At 35.2% G+C, this 21460-nt stretch carries 23 protein-coding genes; 11 read left to right on the top strand and 12 right to left on the bottom strand.

Going from position 1 to position 21460, the window contains the following annotated elements; all coding sequences use genetic code 11:
* Positions 1–15 precede the first annotated feature (15 nt).
* The 4 genes from AN959_RS12195 to AN959_RS12180 all read right to left on the bottom strand — a co-directional run bounded on the left by AN959_RS12195 (position 16) and on the right by AN959_RS12180 (position 4081).
* Entirely contained in the window at positions 16–438 is a 423-nt protein-coding gene (locus tag AN959_RS12195) for a DUF4395 domain-containing protein (protein WP_056831091.1), read from the bottom strand.
* A gap of 158 nt (positions 439–596) precedes the next feature.
* Entirely contained in the window at positions 597–2252 is a 1656-nt protein-coding gene (gene abc-f, locus AN959_RS12190) for a ribosomal protection-like ABC-F family protein (protein ID WP_056831089.1), read from the bottom strand.
* Positions 2253–2564: 312 nt separating this feature from the next.
* Positions 2565–3266, bottom strand: a complete 702-nt coding sequence (locus tag AN959_RS12185) for a hypothetical protein (RefSeq protein WP_056831087.1) — start codon at positions 3264–3266, stop codon at positions 2565–2567.
* 2 nt (positions 3267–3268) lie between these two features.
* The gene (locus tag AN959_RS12180) at positions 3269–4081 is read right to left on the bottom strand and encodes an ATP-binding cassette domain-containing protein (protein ID WP_156350783.1); all 813 of its coding nucleotides are present in this window, start codon (positions 4079–4081) and stop codon (positions 3269–3271) included.
* Positions 4082–4310: 229 nt separating this feature from the next.
* Here AN959_RS12180 and dapD point away from each other — a divergent pair, with 229 nt between their 5' ends.
* The 3 genes from dapD (at position 4311) to AN959_RS12165 (ending at position 6962) form a co-directional block, all read left to right on the top strand.
* Positions 4311–5024 (top strand): 2,3,4,5-tetrahydropyridine-2,6-dicarboxylate N-acetyltransferase, encoded by a 714-nt coding sequence (dapD, locus tag AN959_RS12175; RefSeq protein WP_056831083.1) that lies wholly within the window; start codon positions 4311–4313, stop codon positions 5022–5024.
* 11 nt (positions 5025–5035) lie between these two features.
* A complete protein-coding gene (locus tag AN959_RS12170) occupies positions 5036–6160 on the top strand; it encodes an N-acetyldiaminopimelate deacetylase (protein ID WP_056831081.1) in 1125 nt (374 codons plus the stop codon).
* A 379-nt stretch (positions 6161–6539) separates the two neighbouring features.
* On the top strand, positions 6540–6962 hold the full coding sequence (locus AN959_RS12165) for a hypothetical protein (RefSeq protein ID WP_056831079.1): 423 nt from the start codon (positions 6540–6542) through the stop codon (positions 6960–6962).
* Positions 6963–7031: 69 nt separating this feature from the next.
* Here AN959_RS12165 and asnB read toward each other — a convergent pair whose 3' ends face one another.
* The 3 genes from asnB to AN959_RS12150 all read right to left on the bottom strand — a co-directional run bounded on the left by asnB (position 7032) and on the right by AN959_RS12150 (position 11109).
* Positions 7032–8876 (bottom strand): asparagine synthase (glutamine-hydrolyzing), encoded by a 1845-nt coding sequence (asnB, locus tag AN959_RS12160; protein WP_056831076.1) that lies wholly within the window; start codon positions 8874–8876, stop codon positions 7032–7034.
* A gap of 105 nt (positions 8877–8981) precedes the next feature.
* On the bottom strand, positions 8982–10217 hold the full coding sequence (locus AN959_RS12155) for an ABC transporter permease (RefSeq protein WP_056831074.1): 1236 nt from the start codon (positions 10215–10217) through the stop codon (positions 8982–8984).
* Entirely contained in the window at positions 10210–11109 is a 900-nt protein-coding gene (locus AN959_RS12150; protein WP_056831072.1) for an ABC transporter ATP-binding protein, read from the bottom strand. The genes AN959_RS12155 and AN959_RS12150 overlap by 8 nt, the downstream gene beginning before the upstream one ends.
* Positions 11110–11244: 135 nt before the next feature.
* Here AN959_RS12150 and AN959_RS12145 point away from each other — a divergent pair, with 135 nt between their 5' ends.
* Positions 11245–12162: a stalk domain-containing protein gene (locus AN959_RS12145; protein WP_056831070.1), complete on the top strand. Its 918-nt coding sequence runs from the start codon at positions 11245–11247 to the stop codon at positions 12160–12162.
* Positions 12163–12184: 22 nt separating this feature from the next.
* Here AN959_RS12145 and AN959_RS12140 read toward each other — a convergent pair whose 3' ends face one another.
* Positions 12185–13099, bottom strand: a complete 915-nt coding sequence (locus AN959_RS12140; protein WP_056831068.1) for a DNA-3-methyladenine glycosylase — start codon at positions 13097–13099, stop codon at positions 12185–12187.
* Positions 13100–13223: 124 nt separating this feature from the next.
* Between AN959_RS12140 and AN959_RS12135 the strand changes: the two genes are divergently transcribed.
* The 3 genes from AN959_RS12135 to AN959_RS12125 are packed head-to-tail and all read left to right on the top strand — an operon-like array spanning position 13224 to position 14721.
* Entirely contained in the window at positions 13224–13775 is a 552-nt protein-coding gene (locus AN959_RS12135; RefSeq protein ID WP_056831066.1) for a bifunctional transcriptional activator/DNA repair enzyme AdaA, read from the top strand.
* Entirely contained in the window at positions 13768–14274 is a 507-nt protein-coding gene (locus AN959_RS12130; protein WP_056831064.1) for a methylated-DNA--[protein]-cysteine S-methyltransferase, read from the top strand. The genes AN959_RS12135 and AN959_RS12130 overlap by 8 nt, the downstream gene beginning before the upstream one ends.
* Positions 14275–14721: an N-acetyltransferase gene (locus AN959_RS12125; RefSeq protein WP_056831062.1), complete on the top strand. Its 447-nt coding sequence runs from the start codon at positions 14275–14277 to the stop codon at positions 14719–14721.
* 32 nt (positions 14722–14753) lie between these two features.
* Here AN959_RS12125 and aroD read toward each other — a convergent pair whose 3' ends face one another.
* Entirely contained in the window at positions 14754–15506 is a 753-nt protein-coding gene (gene aroD, locus AN959_RS12120; RefSeq protein WP_056831060.1) for a type I 3-dehydroquinate dehydratase, read from the bottom strand.
* 67 nt (positions 15507–15573) lie between these two features.
* On the opposite strand from aroD, the gene AN959_RS12115 reads away from it, so the two are divergent.
* From AN959_RS12115 to dnaN, 4 genes are all read left to right on the top strand, one after another.
* Positions 15574–16422 (top strand): GNAT family N-acetyltransferase, encoded by an 849-nt coding sequence (locus tag AN959_RS12115; RefSeq protein WP_056831058.1) that lies wholly within the window; start codon positions 15574–15576, stop codon positions 16420–16422.
* A gap of 25 nt (positions 16423–16447) precedes the next feature.
* Positions 16448–17467, top strand: coding sequence for an STAS domain-containing protein (locus AN959_RS12110; RefSeq protein WP_056831057.1), 1020 nt, complete (start codon positions 16448–16450; stop codon positions 17465–17467).
* Between the two features lie 40 nt (positions 17468–17507).
* Positions 17508–17984: a DinB family protein gene (locus AN959_RS12105; RefSeq protein ID WP_056831055.1), complete on the top strand. Its 477-nt coding sequence runs from the start codon at positions 17508–17510 to the stop codon at positions 17982–17984.
* 135 nt (positions 17985–18119) lie between these two features.
* Positions 18120–19256, top strand: coding sequence for a DNA polymerase III subunit beta (gene dnaN, locus AN959_RS12100; RefSeq protein WP_056831155.1), 1137 nt, complete (start codon positions 18120–18122; stop codon positions 19254–19256).
* A 264-nt stretch (positions 19257–19520) separates the two neighbouring features.
* On the opposite strand, the gene AN959_RS12095 is transcribed toward dnaN, so the two are convergent.
* The 3 genes from AN959_RS12095 to AN959_RS12085 form a co-directional block, all read right to left on the bottom strand.
* Positions 19521–19973 (bottom strand): MarR family winged helix-turn-helix transcriptional regulator, encoded by a 453-nt coding sequence (locus AN959_RS12095; protein ID WP_056831053.1) that lies wholly within the window; start codon positions 19971–19973, stop codon positions 19521–19523.
* Positions 19974–19975: 2 nt separating this feature from the next.
* Complete coding sequence (locus tag AN959_RS12090; protein WP_053591543.1) at positions 19976–20539, bottom strand: GNAT family N-acetyltransferase; 564 nt, start codon at positions 20537–20539, stop codon at positions 19976–19978.
* 114 nt (positions 20540–20653) lie between these two features.
* Positions 20654–21442, bottom strand: coding sequence for a GNAT family N-acetyltransferase (locus AN959_RS12085; RefSeq protein ID WP_056831050.1), 789 nt, complete (start codon positions 21440–21442; stop codon positions 20654–20656).
* Between the last annotated feature and the right edge of the window lie 18 nt (positions 21443–21460).

Here is a 21460-nt window from a genome sequence, read left to right as displayed (position 1 = left end):
GGAAAGGCTGTGGTTTTAGTGAGCTGCTGAATTTTTTCTGCGATATTGCCATTGTTGGTATTGGAAACGAACGAAACACCCAATACAAAATCCGAGGATTGCTATTAAAGCAGCGAGACCAACCATTATTGTCGTAATATTAAATAATACTACCCAATTTAATAGAAAACTTATACTTGCAACGAATAAGAAGCCGACTGCTAGCCATTGGTTAAATCTTAACTGAGCATAATCCTCTTGAATATATTGATTTGCAGGCTTCGATAAAAAACGTTTAACTATGACCAATATTGGATGAAAACCAGTTAATAAGCTAGAAAGATTTGCGATTAGTGGAATAAATAAAATCCACGCAGATTGTGTAATAAGAGCTATAATAACAGACACAACAATTGTCCATTGATTTGCCATGACAAGAGGTTTTGGGATTGTTTTCATTTTAAAACCTACTTTTCTTATTGGATTTATATTTATTATAAGATGATTTGATGAAATTGTAAATAATTTAATTCTTACATATTTCCCGGGAAATTGACAAATCTTGAGTGGCTTCAACAAAAAAAGAGGCAATCCTTTTAAGGAATAGCCTCTGAAATTTATTTTCCTTTTAATTCGTTAATTTGCTTTGTTAGTTCTAAAAACTTTTGGTCTAACTCGTTGTATTTTGGATCGCTTTTTTGTATATAACTAAGTGCTCCCAACACTGCCTGCCGTTCTGTTTCAAGTTTTAATAATTCTTTTTCAAGATTGGATTCATTGTTTTTATTTATCCATTCATTGTAACTCATGTCTATTTTTTTTATTGTTTTATTTTCAAAAATAAGCAGTTTGTTTGATAGTTTATCTAAAAAATAACGATCGTGTGTAACTAATAAAATGGTACCGGGATAGGTGGAAAGCGTTTTTTCTAATTGCTCTCTAGATGGAAGATCTAAATGGTTGGTTGGCTCATCTAATAGTAAAACATCCTTTTGGTTTAGTATGAATTCCATGAGTTTTAATTTTACTCGCTCACCCATACTCATTGTTGAAATAGGGCGAGACCAGTGATCCTTTGAAAATCCGAGGTTCATCATAAGTGTTTGTATTTTACCTCTAATCTCATAATCTGTAGGACCAAAAAATTCGAAAGGTGTTTTTTCCTCTGGTAGATCAAATACGGTTTGACGTAAATAGCCTATATTCATCGCTTCTGATTTCCATAGTTCTCCTTCACTCAATTCTTCCCCCAGTAACATGCGGAAAAATGTCGATTTTCCACTTCCGTTAGGACCAAGAATACCAATCCGCTCTTGAGATTGTATAGTAAAAGAAGCATTTTGAAATAAAAGATTGTCCTCGAAACTCTTTGTTATATTTTTGGCTTCTACAACACGTTTCCCTTTTTTCTTGTTCCCTTCAATAGAGAAGAGCACTTCTTTCTCTTCTTCTGGTTTATCTATAGTGTTTTTAGAAAGTTCTAGTTCTAACCGTTTCTTTTTAGAACGAATTTGAACATCCATTTTCTTAGCTTTGACACGGTAATATTCTTTATTAAATTCATGTTTTGTTGATTCTTCATGTGCTTTGGAAGACCAGTTTTTTAACTCTGATATTTGTTTCTCTACTTGCTGTATTTTAGATTGCTGAGCATCATAAAGTCTTTGTTGGGTTAATCTGTTTTCTTCCTTCTTTTGTCGATAAGAAGAGTAGTTCCCTGTATAGACCGTCAATTTTTTATTTTCAACTTCCCAAATACAATCAGCTACCTCATCCAAAAAGTATCGGTCGTGCGATACAAAAATAATTGTTCCTTGGTAAGCGTTTATCTGCTTTTTCAGGAAAGACAAGCTATCTTGATCTAAATGATTAGTAGGTTCATCTAGTAATAGGACTTGAGACTTCTCAGCAAATACGCGTGCTAATCTTCTCTTCATTTTTTCTCCACCACTCAAATGGGTGTAACTACGACCTTTAGGAACAGACCATTTACTGAAGTATATCCATTCATCATCAGCGTAATCCTTTTTGTTAAATTGTTCATCTTCCTGTTTAAAGTAACTGATAGTTGGTGGGGCTCCAAACCACTCGATTTGTCCTTTTGTTGGGGCAGACTCTTTTGAAAGTAAAGAGAGTAGAGAAGACTTACCTTCTCCATTTCCACCTACAATACCAATCACAGACCCGGAAATAATATCCGCCTTCACATTTTGTAAAACTATCTTATCGCCAAAAATAATACCTATATCGTTTAATTTGCCATGTAGTGTCATAAAATCCTCTCCTTTTGGAGGAATAAAAAAATCCCTCCGATATTAAACGGTAGGATTACATACTGACCATTAAATGAATATGCAAAAAACCACTACAAAGCGTTAGCGTATTGTAGAGAATTATTTGCAGTAATTTTGAAAAATGGGCAGACTAATCCTATTTCCGGTTTCGTAAAGTTTTATTTTGTTACTGCGCAAATATATCGCAGAAAAACTTCTACTGAGAAATAAGATTAAAACTTCATCGGCCACCCATCGTCCCTTCAAAATTTGATGTCTTCATTATATCATATTCATACTTTCGTTTTAAACTCAACTTTCCTCTTTTAAAAATAATTTAGTTAAAACGATAAAACCAATAATGGCATACATAATCGCAAAAGCTGAAACCGTCCAAAATTCTTTTCCAAACTGATCTAAACTGTCAGGCTCAAAAAAATTAATAACATTTACAACTGGAGGAAATATGATAAATAGCCATTTTAATAAAGACAGTTTCTCTACAATTCCTTCATAAGAAATTGTTAAAACGATGACGAAAACTGCAAAAAGCCATGTATATTTCTTTGGTACAAATGATGAAATAGAAGAAAGCGATCCAACAAAAATACCAAATATGGCCAACAATAAATGTATAAAAATAGAGAGGCCAAAATGATTTGTTGTCATTGCTTCTTTGAAACTGTTCATTAGTATGGGATAGAAAATTGCAAACAAAATAAAAATAATGGAGATCAAGATACAGATTATCCATTTCCCCCATAGATAGTTCTTTTTGCTAAGGTGGACAAATAATATATTTTTCTCAGCTTCCTCTTCAATAGAAAAAATACTCATCGATACCCAGGTCATGACTATATAGATGGCGATGCTTGTTACTGCGTAACTACTTAATATTTCCACGCCGCTGTAACTATATAAAATAAAAACCCATATTAAAAAGGATGCTGCTGGAGGGATAATTTTGAATGAGCGTATATAACTTATCAATTGGTATCTAATAAATCCTGGCACAGTTACTTCCTTTCCTTGACCTCAAGTACTGAACAATTTTTATTTAACAAATACAATAAAAGTAAATCACTTTTTTCTAGCTCCACCGTTATTAATGCCGTATCTTCTTCAAAGTGAATTTCGATCATATCAAGTTCATTAAAAATTGCCTTGTTAGGGAATTTTACTTTTACCTTTCTGTGTATACTAGTAGTTTCTTTTTGAACTAAGGTACTACCATCTTTAACATATACAATTTGATTGGCTAAAGTGTCTACTAACAGGTCCTCGTGAGTGGTAAAAATAATCGTCATTTGTTTTTTTAGTTTTTCAAGAATTGCAATTAGACTTTGTTGAGAGGTAGCATCCAATCCAGTTAATGGTTCATCCAAAAGAAGGATGTCTGGTTTAGTTAGAATTGCTTGAAGGATACCTACTTTTTGTTTCGTACCTTTTGAACATCGCTTAAGAGGAACGTCCATAAAAGACTCTATTTCAAACAGATGGACATACTCTAACAACTCTTTTTCCGCTTGAGTCGATGATATGCCATGAAAGGATGCTGTTAATAGTAAATATTCCTTTAGCTTAAATCGTAGGTTTTCAGGGAAATGCTCCGGTACATACCCAATTCTGTTTCCATTTCTTAAGATTTTTCCGCTAGAGGGCTCATAAATTCCGGCTAAAAGTTTTAATAAAGTACTTTTGCCTGACCCATTTTGACCACGTATAGCAACAGATTCATTTTCATGAAGCTTAAAGGAAACATTTTGTAAGACTACATGTCCATTTATTTCTTTCATTACATTTGAGGCCTCAAAAATTATCTTCTTCATCAGCACCACTGCCCGTTTTTCTATTATTCTAGCATATAACAATCCATTTTGAAAATTTATCCAAACCACTATTACAAGTAGATTACTGGTGCCTGGCACCAGTAATCTACTTGTAATAAAATGCAAAAAAACTTTATTTTCAATTAAATTTCGAGAAATGTATTTAAATTCGTGATTTTTTATAAAAATTCCTGTACAATTGACACATAATTTTAGGAGGTAACAGAGGATGAAGCAACTAGACGCGTATGAAATTATTTCTTATATTCAACATGCAAAAAAATCAACACAGGTAAAGGTATACATAAAAGGGAAGGACATCAATCAAATTTCTTTTGGTGAACAAACAAAAGTATTTGGAGAAGGTAATTCTCTTGTGCTATTTGGAGAATGGTCTGAAATTGAGCCAGTTTTAAATGAAAACAAAGATCAAATTGAAGATGTAGTTGTAGAAAATGAAAGTAGAAATTCTGCTATTCCACTTTTAGATTTAAAGGGAATTAATGCGCGTATCGAGCCAGGTGCGATTATACGTGACCAAGTGAGCATTGGCGATAACGCTATTATTATGTTAGGTGCTGTTATTAATATTGGTGCCGTTATTGGTGAAGGTACAATGATCGATATGGGAGCAATTCTTGGTGGGCGTGCAACGGTAGGTAATAACTGTCATATTGGCGCAGGAGCAGTGCTTGCTGGAGTAATTGAGCCGCCTAGTGCAACTCCGGTTATTGTGGAAGATGATGTACTAATCGGTGCAAATGCAGTTGTGTTAGAGGGATGTAGAATAGGAAAAGGTGCAGTAGTTGCTGCTGGAGCTGTTGTGACGAAGGATGTTCCACCGTATACAGTAGTTGCTGGAACACCTGCTAAAGTCATTAAAGAAATTGATGATAAAACAAGATCTAAAACGGAAATCATGCAAGAACTACGTCAATTATAAGAAGGTGTCCTATGAAGTCTTTACTTGAAATTCGACGGGATTTGCACCGTATTCCTGAACTGGGCTTCCAAGAGGTAAAAACAAATGCTTATTTATTGGAGCAGATTCATTCGCTTCCCCAGGAAAGATTGAAAATTGTTACATGGAAAACAGGAATAGTAGTTAGAGTAGAGGGCACAAATGCGACAAAAACGATAGGTTGGCGTACGGATATTGATGGTTTGCCTATTTCTGAAGCTACGGATCTTCCATTCAAATCCGAGCATGCAGATAAGATGCATGCTTGTGGACACGATTTGCATATGACGGTAGCGCTTGGGCTGTTAAAGTCCCTTGTGGAGAATCCTGTTAATGATCATGTCGTTATTCTATTTCAGCCTGCAGAAGAAGGTCCTGGTGGAGCATTACCAATGAGAGAATGGTTGAAATTGGAGCAGCCGGAGCTTGTACCTGATCAAATATTTGCCTTTCATATTGCACCTGAGTATCCAGTAGGAACTGTTGCAACTAGACCAGGACTGCTGTTTGCAAACACATCCGAACTATTTATTGATTTAGTAGGGAAGGAAGGCCATGCTGCATTTCCACATCAGGCAAGAGATATGTCAATTGCAGCAGCGACTCTCTTACTACAACTGCAAACAATTGTTAGTAGATCAATAAACCCTATGGATCCAGCGGTTGTTACAATAGGAAAAATGACTTCCGGGACAGTTCAAAACATAATTTCTGGTCAAGCACGTTTAGAAGGCACTATTAGAACAATGGATGCCCAAACAATGTCGACAATAAAAGAAAAAATTGAGTCGTTTTGTCGAGCAACTGAAATGGCGTTTGATTGTGATATTCATATCGATTATGGTTCTTCTTATTATCAAGTTAAAAATGAAGTAGCTATAACTAATGAGTTTTTAGCGTTTGCTGAGCAAGACAAAAAAACTACCGCTATCTTATGTGATGCTGCAATGACTGGAGAGGATTTCGGGTACTTCCTACAAGAAATTCCTGGTATGTTATTCTGGGCAGGGGTAGATTCTTCTTTTGGATTGCACCATGCAAAATTAAATCCAAATGAAGCGGTCATTGATTATCTTGTTCCATTTGTAGATGCCTATATTCGTAAAATTTCATGCTAATAAAAATAAGGAGCTACCCAACTTAATGGGTCGCTCCTTTTTCTTTGAATAGGTTATGAAACCGATTTACATAAAGAACGTATCAATAGACATAGCGGCGACAGCGATGCGACCAGTTTGTATCTAAAGATTTAAATGAAAATGATTTTAGGAATTTCTACTGGTTAGAGGAAAAAAAGAAGGACTCATCATACTTAACAACATTTGAATGTAATCAATTTTCACGTGTTACTTTGCAGATCCTAAGAACAAAGGGAAAAAGAGAAAAGATGAGATCGCTGCTTGGAATGAGATTAAAAAACTTCCTGGTAACAATGAGTACATAAGGAAATGATAACAGAGCCAAAAAAAAAATGATTAATGTGGGGTGTGGATATTAATGAAAAGAGTAGCAATGTTTTTTATATTAATTCTATTTTCTATTACTCCAACTGTTCATGCTTTAGAGTGGGCTTATTTTTTTGTTGTATGGGATGGAAATGTTTACGAAGTGAAAGAGGAAGAAGTAGGTGAAAGTGAAATAGGCAAGGCTATAGGATACGTAGAAACCAAAGCTAATAATAGAACTGGCAAACACGTTGGTAATGCATCTAACTACTATCCAATAGGAACAAAATATTATGAGATAAAGGGAATACAATCAGATAAAGCAATTGCAGTTGAAGCAGGAGAAAAACAATGGGTAAAAGCAGAGTTTATACACAAAAAGCCTTCTTACTGGCTGGAAAAAGTTTTACCATTTCTTTTGCTACTATTAATAATAGTTGTGTTTTTCATTGCGTTTAGTAGTAAAAAACGTTAAATAATTCAACAAGAAAACAAAACGGTCCTTATGGAAACCGTTTTGTTTTAAATTCATTTGTTCTCGGTATTAATCCACAAGTTCTACATTATAATCCCTAAACCAAATATGCAATTGAGCCAAATAAGCTAATAATTGCGGACCAGACATTAACTGGCCGAACCAAGGGACTTTAAAGGCATCTCCATTCGAATTTATTAAATCACTTAGTCGATGTGCATGAAAAAGTTCATGCAGTATGGAGTTTTTATCTAATAACTGTTCCTTTAGTAAGCTTTGAACTTTCTCCGAGTAAACAGGATTATGGGTTTTCGGATAAGGGCTCTTCTTTCTGTAAAGTACTTCGGTAGGAAGAATACCTTGAAATGCTTTTCTTAGAATTCCTTTTTCTTGATTACCTACCATTTTATAATCCCATGGAATATTCCATGCATATTCCACTAAACGATGATCCGCAAAAGGAACACGTACCTCCAAGCTTGCGCCCATGCTCATTCGATCTTTTCGGTCAAGTAAAGTCGTCATAAACCAAGTCATATTCAGATAGAATAATTGTCTTCGTTTAGCTTCAATTTCTGTTTCACCATCCAATAATGGAGTTTCTATGAGTGTCGTATTATATGCATTTTCTACATAGTCATCTATATTTAGTTTTTTGTGCCAGCTATCATTAAGTAGAGAATTCCGTTCATTTTTTGAACGTATCCAAGGGAAGACACTATCGGAATTGGCTACTTGATGAAACCAAGGATACCCACCAAAGATTTCGTCCGCACATTCGCCAGATAGACCAACTGTAAAATTTTGTTTAATTTCTTTACAAAACCAGAGTAAAGAAGAATCAATATCCGCCATTCCTGGAAGATCTCGAACGTGTACAGCGTCTGTCAAATATTCAACGAGTTGGTTTTGACTAATGATGGAGTAGTGGTGAAGTGAACCGAGACTATTGGAGACTTTTTGGATCCATGGCCGGTCGTCGCTTGGTTGAAATGCATTTCCTTGGAAGTGTTGTTGATTGTTTTCATAATCAATTGAGTAGGTGTGGAGAGGGGCCTTGTTATCATGTTTATATGCATTGGCTGCAATTGCAGTAATAATACTAGAGTCTATGCCACCTGAAAGAAACGTACAAAGAGGTACATCTGATACTAGTTGTCGCTCTACGGCATCAGTTACGAGGAAACGCACATTTTCTATCGTTTCATCTAAGGAATCCGTATGTTCTTTGCTTTCTACATTCCAATAGCGCCAAATACGATGTCCATTTTTTGAAAAGGTCATGGCATGTGCGGGACGTAATTCATTAATTCCATCATATACACCTGATCCAGGAGTACGTGATGGTCCTAAACCAATTATTTCTGCCATGCCAACTCGAGTGATTTTCGTTGGAATATCTGGATGGGCAAGAAGTGCTTTTAATTCGGAGGCGAATAGTAATCCGCCATTTCTTTCTGCGTAAAATAGTGGCTTAACTCCAAGTCGATCTCTTGCGATAAAAGCCTTTTGTTCTGTTTCATCCCATATTGCAAAAGCAAAAATACCATTAAAATAATCAACACATTTTTCTTTCCATTCAATATAAGAAGTCAATAAAACCTCCGTATCTGAATGACCAGAAAAAGTATGGCCACGTTTCAACAGTTCCTTTCGAAGGTCTTCTGTATTATACAATTCTCCATTGTACGTAAGTGTATATTGGTTATGTTCATACGTTTTGACCATGGGTTGTTTTCCTCCAACAGGATCGACTACAGTTAATCGCCGATGACCTAGTAACGTATGGGGACCAAACCATATATTATTGTCATCTGGTCCTCGTCTACTTAGAGTTTCCGTCATTTTTTTTACAATAGGCAGCTCGTTTCGTAAGTCTTTATTAAAATGAATCCAACCAGTGATTCCACACATTTATTCGCATCCCTTCTTTCATGAATTATTTTATGCAGCAATTGCTCAATTGAGCCAAAAAAAATAATCGTAAAAGTAAAAACTTTTACGATTATTGAGGAAATGTCAAGTTGTGACTTTAAGTACTGTTTTAATTTTTTGAATGATTCCACCAGAGCTATATGTTAGCACACTTCGCTTGTAGAAGGACAGGCTAAGTAAGAACATCAAAATAACTGTACCTATTAAAATAAGCATAGAGAGCATTGGCTCGAATGAGGATATATCTGTAGCTCCTATTCGAAGTGGCATTACCATCCCCGCAGTAAAGGGGATATAAGAGAATATTTTAATGATCAATGTATCCGGGCTATACATTCCGGATAGCAGTACATAAAATCCGATAACTCCAAGCATCATTGCTGGCATCATCGCTTGGCTAGATTCTTCTACCTTCGATACGAGTGAACCAAGCAAAGCTCCAATGATTAAAAATAACAATATCGTTAACAATAAAAACAGAACCGCATACCCGATAAATGAATACGATAATTCATTAACAATCTCTATAACGGTATCCCATTTTGAACCCCCATCAATGACCATAAACAAAAGACCCTGGACAAGTAAGAGTGCGCCAATTTGTGTGAGTGCCAATAAAAATGTCCCCGTTAGCTTCGCCATAAAGTGTGTGGATGGCTTAACGCTTGCAAGTAATACTTCTAGTACACGTGATCCTTTTTCTGATGCAACATCCGTTGTGATCATCGATAAAAAGCTCATAACAAAGGAATAAATTATAAATCCAACAAGCATGGAAGCACCAATACCAGCTGCTTTTTCATCTTCACTTTTTCCTGTTGCAGATTCATCTAAACTTTTCATCGAAATAACCGTTTCCGACTGAAGAATTTTTTCCGCTTGCTCCGCTGTTAAGTTAAGCTGTTGAACTTCATAAAGCTTCCCTGCGTACTGTAGTTGAGCAGATATGCTTTGCTGGTCGTTAAATGTGAGAGGCTCGAAAGTTGCGATTTCTGCAGCTAATGATTGATCTTGATCTTTTATAAAAATAGCTGCATCAAAATCACCGTCCACTACTTGTTTTTCTACTTCTTCTATCTCTTCGGTAGGGAAAGTAAATTCAATATCATTACTTGATTGGAATAGAGCCTCGATGTCCGCTTCGGTTTCATTCAATAAAGCAACTTGCAACGGCTCATCTTGGAAAAATGCTTCCTTAATATCAGACCAAAACATGAACACACTAATAACACCGACATATATAATAATTGAGATGATAAATGATTTTGCTTTGATTTTTTGTGTATATAACTGCTTGACGAGAAGCCAAAACTTAGACATGTGTTCCACCAACCTTATCTTTGAAAATTTCATCTAAGGATAAATAATCTAAACTGAACTTCTCTATATACTTCCCATTTGAAACAAAGTCAAAAATGGATTGAGCATACGATTCGTCTTCTAAAGTAAGGGTATACTGCTCTTTTCCAACTTGAACATCTTTAACACCATTCAAATTAGCCAGTGCTTCTTTTGGAATATCAGACCGAACCATCAGCTTTGTCTTTCCGTATTGTTTTTTCAAATCTAACAAACTACCAGCAAACAAAGAGACACCACGTTTTAATAGACAAAGATGATCACAAAGCTCCTCCACATTTTCCATCTGGTGGCTAGAGAACAAAATCGTTGTCCCTTTGTCCTTTAATTCCAAAATGGCACCTTTCAATAAATCCTTATTAACAGGGTCTAGACCACTAAACGGTTCATCCAAAATAAGAAATTCTGGTTGATGGATAAAGCTTGCAATCAGTTGGACCTTCTGTTGATTCCCTTTGGACAAAGTCTCTGCTTTTGCTTTTCTTTTATCTTCTAGTTCAAAACGCTTGATCCAGTAATCTACCTCTTTATGTAGGTCTTTTCGATGTTTCCCTCTTAATTCACCGAAGAAATACAGTTGTTCTTCTACTTTCATAGTAGGGAATATACCACGTTCTTCAGGCAAATATCCTAGAACATTTCGATCGATGGCATTAATATTTTTTCCATCCCAAGTAATAGAGCCTTCGGTTGTTTCTTGAAGGTCTAAAATCATACGAAACGTAGTTGTTTTACCTGCACCATTTTGGCCAATTAATCCAAATATCTCTCCTTTTTCAATTTCAAAAGAGAGATTATCAACGGCCACAAAGTCTTGATATCTTTTCGTTACTTGATTGATAGATAGTGTCATATACAGACTCCATTCTCTAATTTTTTGTATCCTTTCATGTATACGTACTACATTTGGATAATGTTTCAATTTTTTTGTAACGTTTTTGTAAAAGCTACGTCAAATTCTATAATATGGAGTAAAAGGAGAGATTTAATGAAAAAACTAAGCATATTTGCTGGAGTAATCCTATTAACCACCTTTTTATTTAATTACCCGGTCGTTAATGCAGACATGGAAGAAGTCAACCAGGATACAACGAACTTTATAAAATCATCTGGAGTAATAAAAGATATCGTAAAAACGGATGACTTAGTGACCCTTACTGTTGAAAGTGAAGACAAAGAACCTATTATTACCAATTTTAAAGTTTCGAATGACACTCTTTTGTTTAATAGCGGAACAACAAAAGAAGTGAAAAAGGAATTTTTCCAAAAAGGGCAACGAATAGACGCGTATTATGACAAAAATAAGCCGATGCTTATGATATATCCAGCTCAAATTTCTCCAGAGCTAGTAATCGTGCATGACGCTAAAAATTCAAGCTCAGTAAAAGTTGGGAAGTTTGATGAGCAATTCTTAAGTTTAGATAAAAAATTGAAACTTAAGATAGACAAAGAAACAGTTTTAGTAAATGAACGTGGAGAAAAAGTAACGCAAAAGGATTTAAGAGGAAAAGAACTCATCGTATTTTATACGATAGAAACCAAAAGTATTCCAGCACAAACTGTACCTAGTAAAATAGTAGCGATCAACTATCAGTCTCCTGAAATGAAAGAAGTTCAAAAAATCATAGAGAAAGATCATTTTATGCAAAATGGCACGAAAATGATTCCTCTTCGAAAAGTAGCGGAGCAGCTAGGATACAAAGTGAATTACCATCCAAAGCGTAATATCGTTTATTTAAAATTAGGAAACAGTTCAATTACTATTAAGCGTGGAGAAGAGATGTATGGCTACAATCGAAGTCTTCGAAAATTTAAAGAAAAGTCAGTTGTTAAAGACAATGAAACATACGTTTCTGAAGACATATTGGAAATACTTATTCTCGACAACCCATCCAACTCTAAATGAGGAGGATGGGCTTTTTTATATTCTAGTATAAAAATCTCCATAAATAGAAGGTTGCATAAGCTTCCCAGCCCTTCCAAGCTTGTGCAAGCTGTAAAATCTCATCTTTTGAAGGTTTCTGCTGAGAACCTGTTATATGTTTGAGAGCATTATGAAGCCCCACATCGTCAATAGGAAATGCAGAAGGGAATCGCAGGCAGCGCATTAGAACATAGTTAGCAGTCCATGGACCAATACCACGTATGCTAGTAAGTAATTTTTCTGCTTTTTTTATCTCTTTTGTTTCTAAAAGCATTTCTTTTGAAAGTAATCCCAAATCTATTAGATTTGCTACATCTATTAAGTATTCACATTTTTTTACCGTCATTTTTAAGTCTGCTAAATCTTTAATTGAAAGTTGCGATATGTCCCGAGGCGAAGGGAACACCCAATACTGTTTACCTTCGAACATAACTGATCGACCATACTGTTCGACTAATCGTCTCTTTAATGTATAAGCATAGGTTAAATTGATTTGTTGGCCTAATATACCCCAAACCATTGCTTCAAATAAATCTGGAATCCCCATAATACGTAGCCCATTAAATTTAGTAACAGCTTTTTGAAGAATGGGGTCCTTAATAGAGAGCTCATAAAAGGTACTCATATCTGTTTTCAAATCAAACCATTCGATAATATATGCTGCTACTTGTTCACGAGCTTTAATACTTAGAGGTCTTGTATCTCCTAAAAAATCTACAACTAGTGAGTGGTCATCTCGTTCTTTAATTTCTATTAGAGTTGTATATTCACCTAAAGTAATAGCTTTTCTAACCTTATCCTCTTTAATAAGAAACAAGCACTCATTCGTAGACCTAGATAAATAGTGAAGGTTCTGCTTAAAAGAAAAATTTGATGGTGTATTTATAATGATTTGCTCATCTTCTTCATTCCAAAACATATGATTACCACCTCCCTGACTTTTATTTTATTATATACGTAAAAAGTTTCGTTATCTTGCTATTACGACGTAACAATCAGCTTTTTTAAGAAAATAAAAGTATACTAAAAGTAGAGGTGATTTCATGATTGACGAGCATTGGGAGGCAATTACTCAAAATAATTCAGCATATGATGATGTTTTCTTATACGCAGTCAAATCGACAGGGATATTTTGTAGACCATCTTGCAAATCTCGAATTCCGAAAAAAGAAAATGTACGAATCTATACAGAAGCTAATGAAGCAATTGAGGATGGTTATCGCCCGTGTAAACGTTGTAAGCCAACTGGTTTGCGACTGCCTGATGAGGAATGGATTGAACAAATTACGGGATATATAGATCAACACTTTCATGAACGGGTCACGTTGGCTCTTCTTGCAGATATAGGTCATGGAAGTCCCTTTCATTTACAAAAAACATTTAAGAAAGTATTGGGAATATCCCCTTTAGAATATTTGCAACAAGTTAGAATTGCGAAAGCAAAAAAATTGCTAACGACTACTAATAAATCACTTAGTAAAATAGGCGACGAGATAGGGATGTCCAATATTCCCTATTTCATTACACTATTTAAGAGAGTCACAGGATATACACCAATTCAATTTAGAAAAAAGGGGAACTGCTCAGATGAGTAAACTATATTGGATGTATTTCATCCATAACGAATGGAAATTTTATATTGCTGCAACAGAATCAGGGTTATGTTATGTAGGTTCACCAGACAAGTCATATGAAGAAATGGAAGTTTGGGTGAAGAAGCGCTTCCCAAAATATGAATTTGTAGAGAGTGATGAGGCTTTAACCTCATATACGAATGAAATTAAAGAGTATTTAGATGGACTAAGACGTGAATTTACATTCCCAACGGATCTAAAGGGTACTACATTTCAACTAGCTACTTGGGATGCTTTAAGAAAAATTCCTTATGGAGAAAAGAAATCGTATTCACAAATCGCTGAATTGATCAATAATCCTACCGCTATTCGAGCAGTTGGTACAGCAATTGGTGCTAATCCAGTCCTTATTACTATTCCTTGCCACCGAGTAATAGGAAAGAATGGGACATTAACGGGCTACAGAGGTGGATTAGAAATGAAAGAAAAACTATTAAAACTAGAAACCGGTGAAGCATAAATGCAAACAAAGCGAATAAAAGAAGCATATCCAATAGATTTACTATTACTTGCAGATCCATCTGAAAAATTGGTGAAACAGTATGTGGAACGTGGAGAATGCTATATAACGGAGCAAAATGGGAATACAATAGGGGTATATGTATTGCTTCCAACAAGACCTGAAACAGTAGAGCTTGTGAATGTAGCAGTAGCGGAGCAGCAACAGGGAAGGGGTATTGGAAAGTTACTTGTCCTAGATGCAATAGAGAGAGCAAAGCAACAAGGGTATAAAATAATGGAAATTGGGACTGGAAACTCCAGTATTGGGCAGCTAGCTCTCTATCAAAAATGTGGATTTCGTATAACAGGTGTAGATAAAGACTTTTTCATTCTTCATTATGAAGAGGAGATTATTGAAAATGGAATTGCTTGTGTAGATATGATTCGTCTAGCTAAGCAACTATAAAAGAAGCTGTCCTAATAGGACAGCTTCTTTTTCTAATTTGTATGTAGGACTTCTAATATTCTTCGAAGTTTAATTGCTGGTATTTGACCAGGAGCAGAGGCTTCTATTCCAGCACCAAATGTTGCTGCTGACCCAAAAACTTGTCCAGCTATCCGACTAATAGCGCCAGTAGAAGCCATAGACATTGTTATAATTGGCCGATCTGCATAGAGTGAATTCATCGTATAGGTAGCATCCAAAAGCGTTAGAACATCCGTTGGAAGTTTAGGCATTACAGCTATTTTGGGGATATCTGCGCCTAATTCCTGCATTCTTTGTAACCTAAATATAATTTCTTCTTTCACAGGAGTTTTTTCAAAGTCATGATTGGACATGACAACGTAGACGTTATTGATTTTAGCAACTTCCACTATTTCACTTACATTTGGATCAAATAACTCTACATCTATCAAATCAATTTGTCTTGATTGCACTACTTTACAAAGTAATTGCTTGTAATAAATGTCCTCAATTTTTTTATTTCCACCCTCACGGTGACTTCTAAATGTAAACAGTAAGGGAGTAGGGTACAATGCTTCACGAATTGTAGAAAGTGTCTTTAACACCACTTCTAAGCTTTCAACTTCATCGAGTGCATCCGCACGCCATTCAACAATATCTGGACTGGCTTGTTGTATTGTTTTAATCTCCACAAGAAGCTGCTCTAAGTTTTTCCCCATGAGTGGAACGATAATCTTAGGCATACCTTCTCCAATATGTATATTGCGTATTGAAATAACTTTCATCATTTACTCCCCTCTAGCAGTATTTTAAGTTATAGTAACATACAAAGATACAAAGGGGGATGTTAATATGATTTTTAGACAGTATGAAAATGCGGAGGAGTTTGCTCAAATGGCTACACCTTTCTTACTTAAAAATGAGGATAGGTTTAGCTTGTTTTTAGGCGTACTACAAGGAATAAAAGAGGGGAAATATGATAATCCTTACATGGCGACGATTGAAGAAAATGGAGAGTTGTTAGCACTTTTTCAAATGACACCTCCACATCCATTTAATATTATTTTTGTGGATGAAATTCGAATGGAAGCCTATATCGATTTGTGTATCCAAGAGTTAATGGCACAATCAATCAAAATAGAATCTATCATTAGTGTAAAAGAATGGGCATACAAATTTGCAGAAAAATGGCGGGAGAAAACAGGACAAGGCTATTCAATCGCAATGGATCAAGGGGTGTATCGTTTAGATCAGGTGGTTGAATCGTTGGAAATGAGTCCTGGTACATGGCGCTATGCAACTTTAGAAGATGCACCTCTTATAGAAAAATGGTATAGCCTTTTTGAAGGGGATACAGGACTTCCAAAAACGGGGCCGCAAGAAATAAAAAAGAAAGTAAAAGTGATGTTAGATGCAAATGAAGTATTTTTATGGGAAAATGAAGGAAAGATAGTATCTATGATGAAAAAAGCAAGACCTACTGAGAATGGTGTGACTGTTTCACTAGTATTTACACCAAAAGAGCAGCGCAAAAAAGGATATGCACGCACAATGGTAGCTGCGGGAAGTAAAGAGCTTTTGAAGGAATTTCAGTTTTGTGTACTTTACACAGATATGCTAAATCCTACTTCTAATAAAATCTATCAGGAAATTGGTTATCAAAAGCTAATGGATTCAGTTCATTTAAAATTTATAAGGTAATAGCAAGAAAAGGAGATTATAAAAGATGGAGAAACAAGCAAATATAAAAGTAAATGGTATCGATTTTAGTTGGGACTTGGAAACAGGGAAACTCATGTTTGAACAACAAGATGCCATGCTTTTTTGGATTTCTTCAGCTATGCGATCATTCTTAGAAACAATTGAGGAAATCACAGGAGAGGAAGCTTCTCAATTGGTCTTCGAAACAACAGGATTTAGACAAGGGCTCGTTGTAGGAGAATACTTTCAAAACATGAAGTCTGTTGGTGTTGAAGAAGCTGCAAAGCTAATTACGGCCACTTATGCTTCTGCAGGTTGGGGACTTACGGTTATTGAAGAATTAGATTTAGAAGCTAATACCTTTAAAGCCAAATTTAAAAATAGTTGGGAACATAAAATAAATGAAGCACAAGGAAGGTCTGTAGGTGGAAAATATATTCCAGCTCACTATGCCGGAATATTGACTGGAATATTAGGAATTAATATTTGGTACGAGGTTGTTCATTATCAATTAGAAGGTTACGAGCATACCGAAGTAAAGTATTTCCCTTCAGATATAACAGTAAATAATAATATAAGTGAATTAGCTAAAAGAACACAAATGGAACAAATTATGCAATTAGAAGCACTTGTAGAAGATAAAACAAGAGACCTTTCTGAACTTGTAAAAGAGCTATCTTCGCCAATTATACCCGTGTTGGAAGGTATCGTTGTTGTACCGCTTATTGGTAAATATGATGAAGAGCGTTCATTGGAGTTAGTCGAAAAAACATTAAATAATATACCGAACTATAAAGCAAACTACTTAATACTTGATTTAACTGGTTTAGATGAAAATATTAGCAAGTACACAGCTCGGTTAATTGAAAATATTGCATCCGCTACTTCTTTGATTGGAGTTAAGACTGTCTTAGTAGGCATTTCTCCTGCATTAAGTATGGTCATTACACAATCAGATGTACATCTATCGAAATACGATTGCTTTCAAACCCTTCAACATGGCATTCACTATGCTTTAGGACAAATGGGAAGAAGAATTATTTAAGTAATTATTAGTTACAGTATGGGAATCGGGGGAGATTTTCTTGCAAATGATGTTTCGTTACAATTGGATGGTTAGGGAAGAGTGGTATCGATGGTGTAAAGAAGTTAGCGATGAAGAACTTCTCTTAGTGAGAACGGGCGGAGTAGGGGGGATATTGCATACGCTTTTTCACATTGTGGATGTCGAGTGGAGCTGGATTCGTATACTGCAAGGAAAACCAGACTTTCAAGAGAGATTTGATGATTACAATACGTTGGAAAAAGTGAAAGAGTTAGATGCATTATTCAAATCAGAGGTAGAGCCATTTGTTCTTGCGTGGAATGAAAATATGGAAAATCAGCTTTTTTACGATACAATGCCTGATGGTAGGGTTGAGACGGATACATGGGGCGAAGTCATGCGACATATAATCGCTCATGAAATTCATCATATTGGACAATTATCTGTGTGGGCTCGAGAAATTGGGAAAAAGCCTATTTCAGCTAATTTGATCGGTAAAGGTCTTGCTTCTAAATAGAAAATTTAATGTCCTATCACAATTTTTGTGATAGGGCTTTTTATATTTATAAAAACGGATGCAAATAAATTTTCATAATGTTACATTTTAATTGAATAGTTTGTAAGAATCGAAAAAACAAAGTGGGGTAAAATGATGAAATTTGAAATGATGAGACACCGTTTATTAGATGGATTGAATGATGTAATGAAAGCCGTTAGTTCTAAAACAACCATTCCAATTTTAACGGGGATAAAATTGGAACTCACCGAAGAAGGATTACACCTAACAGGTAGTGATTCAGATGTTACAATTCAAACCTTTATAAAGTCGGAAGAAGATGGGGACCAAGTAATTCGCGTTATAGAAGAAGGTTCCATTGTTTTGCAAGCACGAATGTTCAATGAAATTGTAAGGAAGCTACCAACTAGTGATGTAGAAATAGAAGTGAAAGAAAATAATCATACGTATATCAGTTCTGGTAAGTCCGAGTTTCATATAATTGGATTAGACCCATCTGACTATCCATTGCTCCCAGAGATTCAGGATGATTCACAGTTTGAAATTGGATCTGATTTATTAAAATCTCTTGTGCGTGAAACGGTATTTGCAGTATCCGCATCTGAAAGTCGTCCTGTATTAACAGGGGTCCACTGGCAAATTAAAGATGGAGAACTTACTTGTGTAGCTACAGATAGTCATCGTCTAGCTCGCCGTAAACTCATTTTAGAGCAGCCGCCAGAAGGAGAATTTAATGTAGTAATTCCGGGGAAAAGCCTAAATGAGTTAAGCAAAATTATTGGAGACTCCGCTCAACCTGTTTATATCGTAATGACGAGCCAACAAGTATTATTTAAAACGAAAGATGTTTTATTCTACTCCCGTTTACTAGAAGGAAACTATCCAGATACCTCTCGATTAATTCCGATAGAGTACAAAACGATTCTTACCTTAAATAGCAAGGCTTTATATCAATCGATAGACCGAGCATCTTTATTGGCACGTGAAGAACGGAATAACATTGTTCGCTTATCTTCATTGGAAGGAAAAAAAGTAGAAGTATCCTCTAGTTCTCCAGAGATTGGAAACGTCGAAGAGGAAATTGAATTATCAACAATGGAAGGGGAAGGAATAAAAATTTCATTTAGTGCAAAATACATGATGGATGCTTTAAAAGCTTTTGATGGACAAGATATAGTCATCCAACTAACTGGTGCCATGCGTCCATTTATTATTAACTCAGCTCAAGATGATACTCTATTACAATTAATTGTCCCAGTTCGTACATATTGATATTAGATATGAACGGATAAATAAATTTCTGACCGAATAAACAGAAATGTGACCAGATAAAAACTTTCCTGTCCAGATAATAATAATGATTATATTCAGACCGAGCCCATCTGTTTTTCCTCTTGGAAGGGGGCAATGTCTGAAACCAAATAGCTGTTTTTAAAATAAAAGAAGAGTCCCGTTATCTAACAATACGGGCTCTTCTTTAACTGGATATAGTATTATAATTTTTAATTACCTTAGAGAAAAATGTTCCGATATTATTTACGACCTCTTCTTCGACTCAATGGTGTTATATAATTTTAGCACAAGATTTCTGAAAGTCTTGACCTCATCAATTGTAAACTCCGAATAATATTTTTCAATAATGGATTCATCGATTTTTTCATATTCTTTAAAAAGCGACTTACCTTCGTCACCCAATATCACGATAACTTCTCGGCGATTGTTTACATTGATTTCTCTTTTGAGGTATTTTCCTGCTTCCAATCTATTTAATAGTTGACTGACAGAGCTGGGTGATAATGATAACCTCTCCGATAATTCATTTGCTGTTATGCTTTCCTCATCCCGAACAGTACGTAGGATAAGGAGTTGCTTTGGCGTTAATTCGTTCTCTAATAATGCGGCAAATTCTTTTGCAACTTGTGAATTTACTTTTTCTAATAAAGCAAAAGCTTCCTTCACATACACACTGATTTCTTTTATGTCTTCCATTTCTATAAGCCCTTCTTTATCTGGAACTCTTCCCGTAAGATAGAATACATAAATAAATCATCGAATTTCCCATCTCCATATTCATACTTTCTAAGTAATCCTTCATTAACAAATCCATTTTTTTCTGCTAGCTTTTGTGATGCAATGTTTAAAGGTTCAATAATTGCCTGAATGCGTTCTAAATTCATCCTTTGAAATCCGTAACTAAGTATAGCCTGGAAAACCTCCGACATGATGCCTTTTCCCCAATGCTCTCTAGACAATTCTGCCCCGATATCTGCGCGGAAATGTTTTTGCTCCCAATTTAGGAAACCGCAGCTTCCGATAATTTGATGACTTTCTTTCAGAGATACTCCCCATCGAATCCCTTTCTTCGCTAGACGAATTTGATTGTACCAATCCATTTCGTCCAAAGCATCCTGAATCGTAGTAAAAGGGCTTATCCCATAATATTTCATAACTTCTGGATCTGATAAGTATTGGAACATATCTTCTGCATGTTCTTTTTTTATTTCTGTAAGTATTAAACGCTCTGTTTCAATTATTGGAAATGTATCGTTAATCATAAGTAACATCTTCCTTTCTTAAGCCTGTGATGTAATAGGGTGTTTAAAATGTTTAGGTAATCTTGTGTGTGGATGATTATATTTTACAAACAATGTTTTACTGTCTTTAAAAGGTTAAGTTGTAAACATGGTTGTGTCGCCTATGGGAGTAAAATGAAGCAAAATGTCGCTCGTATCTTCATTAGCTAAATACTTAGCTAACTCAGTTATATTATATGAATGCTCGCATAACACATCAAAAATATGTAAAGTGTTACCTTCATTTTTACATAGGACAATCACATCTTCTTGTGGAATATAAAAGATATTCTCTGGAAATACGTACATACAATAAAACATTAAGAGTTCATTCGTATTCCTTGTTGCGAAAAAGTCAGATACAAATTTACCTTTTGAAGAGTGGTCAAAGATGAACGTTAAATCTTCTTTGTCATGTCCAGATAATTTTTTTAAGCCATTATTATAGTTGCTACTTCCATTAAATTTCATGGAATATTGTGTCTCCTCATACACGTCAAAACCGAATTTTGGATAAAAATCTAGAACGTTAGAATTAGCAAACAAATAGAAGAAATCGACATCCTTATAATCTTCTAAAATTATCTCCATCAGCTTTCTGGCAAGACCTTGTTTACGATAAGTAGGATCAGTCATAACAGTTCCGATTTGTACTGCTTTCTTGATTTCATTTTCAATTACTACGTCGATAAGATTAACCGAAGCATTTGCTATCACCTTATTTTCATTAGTAAAAGAATAAGGTATATATTTGTGCGACCAATAGCCATGTTCAAACCAAGATTCAAAATGGATACCGAATATAGAACTGGCTAAATCATTGAAGCTTTCTCTTAATTTTTTGTTATTTTTATAGTCTTTCTCCTCCGTATAAGAAACGCTCATAAATAAACTCCTTAAATA

It is taken from the genome of Psychrobacillus sp. FJAT-21963 (assembly GCF_001420585.1).
Classification (GTDB): domain Bacteria; phylum Bacillota; class Bacilli; order Bacillales_A; family Planococcaceae; genus Psychrobacillus.
This window is presented reverse-complemented; position numbering and strand designations above follow the sequence as displayed.